5 protein-coding genes are annotated in these 9,620 nt (G+C 71.5%); 3 read left to right on the top strand and 2 right to left on the bottom strand.

Translation table 11 applies throughout. The features are described from left to right. Nucleotides 1-221: 221 nt before the first annotated feature. Nucleotides 222-2,363 (top strand): TerD family protein, encoded by a 2,142-nt coding sequence (locus tag ACWGH0_RS12450; protein ID WP_453404134.1) that lies wholly within the window; start codon nucleotides 222-224, stop codon nucleotides 2,361-2,363. Nucleotides 2,364-2,486: 123 nt separating this feature from the next. Next, nucleotides 2,487-3,515, top strand: a complete 1,029-nt coding sequence (locus tag ACWGH0_RS12445) for an aspartate-semialdehyde dehydrogenase (protein WP_453404133.1) — start codon at nucleotides 2,487-2,489, stop codon at nucleotides 3,513-3,515. 117 nt (nucleotides 3,516-3,632) lie between these two features. Here the strand turns inward: ACWGH0_RS12445 and ACWGH0_RS12440 are convergent, their stop codons facing one another. Beyond that, the gene (locus ACWGH0_RS12440; protein ID WP_453404132.1) at nucleotides 3,633-4,136 is read right to left on the bottom strand and encodes a DUF1203 domain-containing protein; all 504 of its coding nucleotides are present in this window, start codon (nucleotides 4,134-4,136) and stop codon (nucleotides 3,633-3,635) included. 142 nt (nucleotides 4,137-4,278) lie between these two features. Here ACWGH0_RS12440 and pepN point away from each other — a divergent pair, with 142 nt between their 5' ends. Then, entirely contained in the window at nucleotides 4,279-6,855 is a 2,577-nt protein-coding gene (pepN, locus tag ACWGH0_RS12435; RefSeq protein ID WP_453404131.1) for an aminopeptidase N, read from the top strand. A gap of 181 nt (nucleotides 6,856-7,036) precedes the next feature. On the opposite strand, the gene alc is transcribed toward pepN, so the two are convergent. After that, complete coding sequence (gene alc / locus ACWGH0_RS12430) at nucleotides 7,037-8,242, bottom strand: allantoicase (RefSeq protein WP_453404130.1); 1,206 nt, start codon at nucleotides 8,240-8,242, stop codon at nucleotides 7,037-7,039. Nucleotides 8,243-9,620 lie beyond the last annotated feature (1,378 nt).

Below are 9,620 nucleotides of genomic sequence, written 5' to 3'. Positions count from 1 at the left end.
CCCCGGGGGGGCCCCCCCCTCACTCGTTGGGGGTGTTGGGTGGGGGGTTTTGGGTGGTGTGTGGGTTAATGGGGGGTCGGCCCGCCTGGGGTGGGGGGGGGGGGGCCCCCCACCGGGCCCCCCGCCCCTCCGTCGTCTCCGGCGTCCGTTCCCACGGGTTCGCCGCCGGAGATCGAACCGCCCATCGACTTCACATCATCTTCACTGTCACCATGGGCCCCATGACGCAGCTCATCAAGGGGGCCAACACCCCCGTGCCCAGCGACTTACTGCGGGTGGCCGTGTGCCGCCGGATCGTCGCCGGGGCGCCGGCCGTGGACGCATCGGCCCTCCTGCTGGACGCGAACGGCAAGATACGCGCGGACGCCGACCTGGTCTTCTACAACCAGCCGCACCACCCGTCGGGCACCGTGCGGCACCTGGGCACCAACGAGGGCAACGGGCAGCTCGCCGAGTGGCTGGAGGTCGACCTGCCGCGCGTCGAGCCCGCCGTCCAGCGGGTGCTGATAGCCGGCTCCTGCGACGGTGGCGTGTTCGGCTCCGTACCCGGCCTGTACGTCCAGGTCCTCACGGGCGGCGGGACGCCGGTCACGCTCTACGCCGTCGACGACGCGACGACCGAGACCGCCTTCGTCATCGGCGAGTTCTACCGGCGCGACGGCGGGTGGAAGTTCCGCGCGGTCGGTCAGGGATACGCCTCGGGACTGGCGGGGCTCGCGACGGACTTCGGCATCGCGGTCGACGGAGGGGAGGCGCCCCAGCCCGCCCCGGCCCCTGCCCCTGCCCCTGCCCCTGCCCCCGCCCCCGCGTACGCCCCCGCACCGGCACCGGCACCGGCACCGGCACCCTCGTACGCCCCTCCCGCCCAGCCCGCGGCACCGGTCGTCCAGGACGCCGCACCCGCGCACGCCGCCGCGCCCCCGCACGACGCCGTCCCGCCGCACGCCGCCGTGCCCGTCTCGTTCGGCCCCGCGTTCCCCCCGTTCGTACGCCGTGGTCACGGCAACGACGTCCTGACCGTCGACGGGCCCGTCCCGCCCGGCCCGGTGATCGTCGAGGGCTGGCACGAGGGCGAGGGCTACTTCTGCGTCGAGACCCTCGACCGCCGCAACCGCGACGACGAGCTGCTCTTCAACTCCACCCTCACCACCTTCCGCGGCCGGGCCCTCGTACAGAACCGCAAGGGCCGTCCCCTGCGGCTCAAGATCGAGGCCGACAACGACTGGACCGTGATGGTGCAGCCGCTCTCCGTGGCGCGCACCCTGGGCCAGGGCATCCGCGGCTTCGGTCCCGAGATCCTGGTCTACGACGGCCCGGTGGCCGACCTCGACGTGACGTTCGACGGCGACGAGGACGAGGGCGGCTACTTCGGCGTGTCCAGCTCCCCCAGGCCCGAGAAGTTCGACGACGACTACGAGCTGCTCGTCAACGAGACCGGCCCGCTGCGGCAGACCGTCCCCCTCACCGAGGGCCCGCTGGTGATCAAGGTGGAGGCGGACGGCCCCTGGTCGCTCACGCCCCGCCCGCTGCCGGTCATGGCCCCGGACGCCACCCGGACCACCGGCGCCCCCCACGGCCGCAGCGCCCACACCGTCACCCTCACCAACCCGAACCCGGGCCACCCCGCGATCCTGGAGTACGCGATCCGGAGCGACGGCTCGCTCTTCGGGTACGACGTCGTGATCCTCGACGAGTACGACGACGAGGAGCGCTTCCTGCGCGGCACCGACAACGGCCCGTACGGCCGCACCCTGCTGTTCCGCAACGGAGAGCCCGAGGTCCGGATGCGCGTCGACAACGCCGTCGACTGGAACCTGACCCCGCACCCCGCGGCCTCGGCTCCGGCCCTCACCGGCCCGCTGGAGGGCAGCGGCAGCGCGGTCCTCCGTTACGAGGGGCCGCCCGCGCTGCTGGGCCTGCGCCGCACCTCGGCCGACGACGCCCCCCTCACCACCAGCACCGTCCAGGCGACGGGCAAGGCGGTGATCTCCGGCGACACCCGCGGCAGGCGCCGTCCGGTCGTCGGACCGCTCTGGGTCGCGGCCGCCGGCTACTGCTACGTCCTGGTGACCGCCCCGGCGACGACCGGCTGGCGGATCGAGCCGATGTCCGCCGAGAGCGCCCCGGTGGTCGGCCACGCGGTGTCCGGCCAGGGCTACGCCGTCGTGCGCAACACCGGGCCCGAGGCCGAGATGATGCTCACGCACGAGTCGCGCGGCGACCTGGACCTCCCCGTCGTGTGGGCGCTCGACGAGCGTCTGGAACCTGTGCGACGTATCACCACCGGTTCCGGCCTGCACACCTTCCCCAGCGGCTTCCTCCAGATCAGGACCGGTGGACGCTGGGGGTTCGAAGTGAGGTGACGGTGGTCACGGCGTCCAGGGGCCGGACAATGGATTGGACAAGGCCGCCCTGGAGAGACGCATGATGGGTGGCAGCACCAGGTCAGCCGCCTGCTACACGTTCGTACGTACGAAGGAGTCGTCGTGAGGGTCGGAATCGTCGGAGCCACCGGTCAGGTCGGCACAGTCATGCGCAGCATTCTGGCCGAGCGCGGGTTCCCGGCCGACGAGCTCCGCCTCTTCGCCTCCGCCCGTTCCGCAGGCTCCACGATCGAGTGGCAGGGCAAGGACATCACCGTCGAGGACGCGTCGACGGCCGACTACTCCGGCCTGGACATCGTGCTCTTCTCCGCCGGTGGCGCGACCTCCAAGGCGCTGGCCGAGAAGGTCGCCTCGCAGGGCGCCGTCGTGATCGACAACTCCTCCGCCTGGCGCCGCGACCCCGACGTGCCGCTGGTGGTCTCCGAGGTCAACCCGCACGCGGCGGCGAACCGCCCCAAGGGCATCATCGCCAACCCGAACTGCACCACGATGGCCGCGATGCCGGTCCTCAAGCCGCTGCACGTCGAGGCGGGGCTGACCGCCATGGTCGCCACCACCTACCAGGCCGTGTCCGGCTCGGGCCTGGCCGGTGTCGCCGAGCTCGACGGCCAGGTCAAGAAGGTCGTGGACCACGCCGCCGAGCTCACCCACAGCGGCGAGGCCGTCGACTTCCCCGAGCCCGGCGTCTACAAGCGCCCCATCGCCTTCAACGTGCTGCCGCTGGCCGGCTCCGTCGTCGACGACGGCTCCTTCGAGACCGACGAGGAGCAGAAGCTCCGCAACGAGTCCCGCAAGATCCTGGAGATCCCCGGCCTGAAGGTCTCCGGCACCTGCGTGCGCGTCCCGGTCTTCTCCGGCCACTCCCTCCAGGTCAACGTGCGCTTCGAGCGTCCGCTGAGCGTGGAGCGCGCCACCGAGCTGCTGGCCGGCGCCCCGGGCGTCGCGCTGTCCGAGATCCCGACGCCGCTCCAGGCCGCCGGCAAGGACGTCTCGTACGTCGGCCGCATCCGCCGCGACGAGACCGCCGAGAACGGCCTGGCGCTGTTCCTCTCCGGCGACAACCTGCGCAAGGGCGCGGCGCTCAACGCCGTGCAGATCGCGGAGCTGGTCGCGGCCGAGCTCAAGGGCTGACCTCACCCGTACGCACCACCGGCGGGGCGGGACTCTTCGGAGCCCCGCCCCGCCGTCGTACGCACACTCCGCCCCGCTGTCGTACGCCCGCTCCCCCCGGCCGCCGAGCTGCGCCTCTCAGGGCCGGCGCACCTCGAAGTGGAAGCACCCGTACTCCACGGCCCGCACATGCACCAGCGCCACCCGCTCGTCGGCGAACGCCTCCGTGAACGCGGCGTCGAGCCCCGCCGTCGCGTCCAGCGGCAGCTCCAGGAGCCGGCCGCCGACGATGCGCCCCTCGGCGTCGTACCGGCGGACCGTGCGCAGCGCCCCCGGGCGCGCGAACGGGTGACCGCCGGCCGGCTCCGGACCCCCGCACTCCCGCGCGTGGATGAATACGGGCCCCTGTTCGTCGTACGCCCCGGGCCTGGCCCACGTCTCGGCCGCCCAGCGGCGCAGCGGCGCGTACGACACGAGGGCGACGCGCTCGCCACGCGCACTCGGGCGCAGGCAGCAGCGCAGCGGCGCGCCGCCCTCCTCGTCGGTGTACGGCACGCAGGGGCGCCCGGCGTCGTCGGTGTCCCGCAGCTGCCGCAGCGCGTCGTCCGCGATGGGCCGGGGCGTGTGGATCGTCGTCGTCATACGACCAGCCTGGACGCCCCCGCGCCGCACCACCGGCGGTCTTCGGACACCGCGCCCTGTCAGCTGCGAGCTAACTCAGCAGCCATGACCCGGACGGCGTGGAAGGATGGCGAAAAACGACACATACCGAGGAGATGACCGGGTGCCTGGCACGAATCTGACCCGTGAAGAGGCCCAGCAGCGGGCGAGCCTGCTCACTGTTGACGCGTACGAGATCGAGCTCGACCTGAGCGGCGCGCAGGAGGGCGGCACCTACAGGTCCGTCACCACCGTGCGCTTCGAGTGCGCCGAGGCCGGGGCCGCGACCTTCATCGACCTGGTGGCGCCGGCCGTGCACGACGTCGTGCTGAACGGGAAGTCGCTCGACGTCGCCGCGGTCTTCCGCGACTCGCGCATCGACCTCAAGCACCTCGTGGCGGGCCCGAACGAGCTGAAGGTCGTGGCCGACTGCGCGTACACCAACACGGGCGAGGGCCTGCACCGCTTCGTCGACCCGGTCGACGACCAGGCGTACCTGTACACCCAGTTCGAGGTGCCGGACGCGCGCCGCGTCTTCGCCTCGTTCGAGCAGCCCGACCTGAAGGCGACGTTCCAGTTCACCGTGAAGGCGCCGTCCGGCTGGACGGTGATCTCGAACTCCCCCACTCCGGAGCCGAAGAACGACGTCTGGGTCTTCGAGCCGACCCCGCGCATCTCCACGTACATCACCGCGCTGATCGTCGGCCCGTACCACTCCGTCCACAGCTCGTACGAAAACGCGAACGGCCAGAGCGTGCCGCTGGGCATCTACTGCCGCCCGTCCCTCGCCGAGTTCCTGGACGCGGACGAGATCTTCGACGTCACCCGCCAGGGCTTCGACTGGTTCCAGGAGAAGTTCGACTACGCGTACCCGTTCGCGAAGTACGACCAGCTCTTCGTGCCGGAGTTCAACGCGGGCGCGATGGAGAACGCGGGCGCGGTGACCATCCGCGACCAGTACATCTTCCGGTCCCGGACGACGGACGCGGCCTACGAGCGGCGCGCCGAGACCATCCTGCACGAACTGGCGCACATGTGGTTCGGCGACCTGGTCACCATGGAGTGGTGGAACGACCTGTGGCTGAACGAGTCCTTCGCCACGTACACCTCGGTCGCCTGCCAGGCGCACGCGGAGGGCTCGAAGTGGCCGCACGCGTGGACGACGTTCGCGAACTCGGAGAAGACCTGGGCGTACCGCCAGGACCAGCTGCCCTCCACGCACCCGATCATGGCGGACATCCGTGACCTGGACGACGTGCTGGTCAACTTCGACGGCATCACGTATGCGAAGGGCGCTTCCGTACTGAAGCAGCTCGTGGCGTACGTCGGCCAGGACGAGTTCTTCAAGGGCGTGCAGGCGTACTTCAAGGCGCACGCGTTCGGCAACACGCGCCTGCCCGACCTGCTCGGCGCGCTGGAGAAGACCTCCGGGCGCGACCTGAAGACCTGGTCGAAGGCGTGGCTGGAGACGGCCGGCATCAACATCCTGCGCCCGGAGATCACGACGGCCACCGACGGCACCGTCACGTCGTTCGCCGTCCGGCAGGAGGCCCCGGCGCTCCCGGCGGGCGCGAAGGGCGCCTCCATCCTCCGTCCGCACCGCATCGCGGTGGGCTGCTACGACCTGGACGGCGCGGGCCGTCTGGTCCGTACGAACCGCATCGAGATGGACGTGGACGCGGCCGAGCTGACCGAGGTCCCCTTCCCGGCGAACACCCCCCGCCCGGCCGTGGTCCTCCTCAACGACGACGACCTGTCGTACGCCAAGGTCCGCCTGGACGCCGACTCGCTGGCCATGGTCACGGCGCACATCGGCGACTTCGCCGAGTCCCTGCCGCGCGCCCTGTGCTGGTCGGCCGCCTGGGACATGACCCGCGACGGCGAGCTCGCCACCCGCGACTACCTGGCGCTGGTCCTGTCGGGCATCGGCAAGGAGTCGGACATCGGCGTCGTCCAGTCCCTGCACCGCCAGGCGAAGCTGGCCCTGGAGCTGTACGCGGCTCCCGGGTATCGCGAGACGGGCCTTGCGCGGTGGACCGCGGCGACGCTGGAGCACCTGCGCGCGGCCGAGCCGGGCAGCGACCACCAGGTCGCGTGGGCGCGGGCGTTCGCCGCGACGGCCCGTACCGACGAACAGCTGGACCTCCTCCAGGGCCTGCTCGACGGCACCCGGACGGTGGAGGGGCTGGCCGTCGACACCGAGATGCGCTGGGCGTTCGTCGGACGGCTCGCCGCCACGGGACGCGCGGACGAGAAGGTGATCGCCGCGGAACTGGAGCGCGACAGGACGTCAGCGGGCGAACTGCACGCGATGTCGGCCCGTGCGGCCCGGCCGACGGCCGAGGCGAAGGCGGAGGCGTGGGCCTCGGTCATCGACTCCGACAAGCTCCCGAACTCCGCGCAGGAGGCAGTGATCGGCGGCTTCGTCCAGACCGACCAGCGCGAGCTGCTCGCGCCGTACACGGAGAAGTACTTCGCGTCGGTCAAGGCCATCTGGGACTCGCGCAGCCACGAGATGGCCCAGCAGATCGCCGTCGGCCTGTACCCGGCGGTCCAGGTCTCGCAGGAGACCCTGGACGCGACGGACACCTGGCTGACCGCCACCGACCCGAGCCCGGCCCTGCGCCGCCTGGTCCTGGAGTCCCGCGCCGGCATCGACCGGGCCCTGAAGGCCCAGGCGGCGGACGCGGCGGCGGGATAGGGGGCGCGGCGGGCGGAGTGCCGGCGGCGGGGTGCCGCACGCCCGTGCCTCCGCACGCCTGCCCCTTACGCGTATCGGGAGGGCGCTCCACACTCGCTGGGGCGCCCTCCCCCGCACGTCGAACACGTTGAAACCGCCCGACGGCCGGGCGCTGTGCCGCTGCCGGCCGCCGGGCGGGGTCCTATTGGCCGGCCACGGCCTCGTACCGCACCCGCAGCTCGTCCGCACCCTGCTCGGTGAGCGTTCCGTGCAGCCGCATCCGGGCGACGCCGCCGTCGGGGAAGGCGTCGAGGCGTACGTGCGTGGCGACAGCCCGGGCGGCGAGCTTGAAGCGGTGCAGCGTGTCGGGCTGGAGCCTGGTGCGCGGAATGATCTCGAACCACTCACCGGTCTCGCCGTTGCGCCCGCTCAGCGCGATCCAGCCGGCGGAGTTCCCCTTCAGGTACGCCGTGTCGATCTCGACAGCGCGAATGGCGCCCTGAGCTACGAGCCGGAAACGCACCCAGTCGTTGGTGTCGCGGACACGACGGCGGCGGTTCTCCCACCCGTCGTCCATCTTGCGCGACGTTCCCGGCAGGATGATCTGCGTCGGCGACGAGTAGAACTTGTCGGAAGCGTCCTCGTACACACCCCCGTTGAGTACGGAGACGAGGTCGATGGTCCCCAGCAGGCCGAGCCACTCGGGGTCGGGCACGACCTCACCGTGCACGCGGAGGCGGGCGACGCCGCCGTCGGGGTGCTGGCAGAGCCGGACGTGCGTGTAGCGGCGCTCGCCGCTGATCTCGAACCCGTTGGCGGCATGCCCGCGCACCGGCGTCACGGGAACGATCTCCTCCCACTTCACGTCGGCTGCGAGCAACTGCTCGGGGCTCGGCGACCCTTCGACGGCGGCGGCCTGAACGCTCACACGCTGCGGGTAGTTGCCACGGAAGTGGGCGGTGTCGACGACGATGCCACGGATGATGCCGGGGGCGCCGAGGCGGACGACGGCCCAGTCGTGGTCGTCGGGGGCCGGGAAGGGGTGCGCTCCGTCGACGCCGCGCCGGCGGCGCGTCTCCCAGCCGTCCATGATCTTGCCCTTGTGCCCGAAGTGCTCCGGGTCGAAGACGGCACGCTCGCGTACGAGGAGGTTCTCGCGCTCGGCGAAGAACTCGTCGTTGGCGGCGACGACCCCGGCGCCCAGCCGCCGGTCGGCCAGGTCGACGAGCTCGGTGAACGGGAAGTCCCCACCCCGGTAATCGGCGTACGGGTCGCCTCCCCGGTAGGGAGCGGCGTCATTGACATGCGGATCCGCGGCCTGAGGCGCGGATGCGGGGCCTGTGGCCGTAGCTGTCTCCGTAGCCGGTTGCGTGTCCCCGTCCGTGGCCGTGCTCGTCTTCGTCGTCATGAGAGGACTGTGACAGTGAATGAACAGTCAGGTCCATCGAAAGTTCTTGGACAAGCTTTTAAGGAACGCTGAATGGTTGGTTGCCGGGGTGGGGGTGACGGGCGGGGGGCTTCGATGGGCCTGGGGCGGTGGTTGCTTCTGGTGTGGGGGCCGCCTTTCTGGAGGGTGGCGTCGGAGGCCCGACGGTAAAGGGCGCTCCTACGTCGCGTCGCCTACGGCGATTCCGCTCCGCTCCACCCTTGACCGCCGAACCTCCGACGCAATGCTTAAGGGGGGCGGCCCCCGGGGGGAGCCCACGGGAAAGGCTCGGAGAGTGGTCGATCATGCGTCGCCGGGCGACGGGTGTGTGGGCGGGACGCAGCCGGTTCTGGGGTAGTGCGGCCCCTGGCTAAGCGGCTGACAGGCACGGCCGTTGGTGCGACACCACCATGGTGACCCAGTCGGCACGCCGGCCGGTGGGGCGAGGCGCTTGCGAGTCGACCTGCGGGTGGGCGTGTGGATGGGATGGGGACGGCGGACGGGGCAAAGCAGGACGGCCGGCTGACAGCCACCCCAACGGGTCACCGGTGACCGGCGATCGGGTCCCAGCGACCCGTGACCAGTAACCAGTCATCGGTTGAGACGTGAGCCCGTTGCCGACGCAGGTCGCAGGGGCGGCAGGTGGCTGTGGGGCAACCCGCAACGTCAAAGCCTGCGCGGCAAGCCACGAGGGCGGGCGACGTACGCGACCCATGGGCCATTACCCACACACGGCGAGCCAGACCGATACGCATGTGACGACTGAGACCGGAGAGGTGTCCCGGCGCGCCAAGTGTCGAGTTCATCCCACCCTGCCCCACGAGCCGTCAACTTGGCGGCTTACGCGGCCAACTGCGCCTGCCATCGCGGGGATGCAACATCACTTCATCGCTCCATGGCTCCGCCGAGCGGCGATGTAGTGCCTGTCGGTGGAGTCGTCCGCTTGCCGGGGCTGGAGCCGTCGACTGGGCCACTCGCTTCTGAGGCGCATCCCCTCGCGCGCCAGCAACCACTCTGTGGTTCGAGGGCCTATCGCGGCCGGGGCTGGACGCCGCATCCCGCACGTCGGCCGGCGAGATCGGCCGCCCACCGGCGTGGGTGCAAGTACGGGGCAGCAATACGGTGTCGCACCAGCGGCCGTCGTCGCACCCGCCGAGACAGGGGCCGAGCCGCCCCAGAACCGACCGCGCACCCACCCACACACCCGCAAGCCACCAAGCAAACGCCCGCCCCTGTCCCCGCTCCCGTGCAGGGCGTTTTTCCTGGCGTCGTCCCCCCATAAGCGTCTGCGGTGGGCCGGGGTGGTGGGTCAAGGGTGGGCCGTAGGTCCATCGCGCAGCGACGCGACGCAGGAGCGCCC

It is taken from the genome of Streptomyces sp. NPDC054887 (assembly GCF_053610585.1).
The sequence above is the reverse complement of the archived record's forward strand: the minus strand, read 5'-3'. Positions and strand labels throughout refer to the sequence as shown.

What these genes read in the sequence shown, in the direction of transcription:
- ACWGH0_RS12450 (WP_453404134.1), top strand. Translation starts at nt 222, where the DNA reads ATGACGCAGCTCATCAAGGGGGCCAACACCCCCGTGCCCAGCGACTTA.
- ACWGH0_RS12440 (WP_453404132.1), bottom strand. Translation starts at nt 4,136, where the DNA reads ATGACGACGACGATCCACACGCCCCGGCCCATCGCGGACGACGCGCTG.
- alc (WP_453404130.1), bottom strand. Translation starts at nt 8,242, where the DNA reads ATGACGACGAAGACGAGCACGGCCACGGACGGGGACACGCAACCGGCT.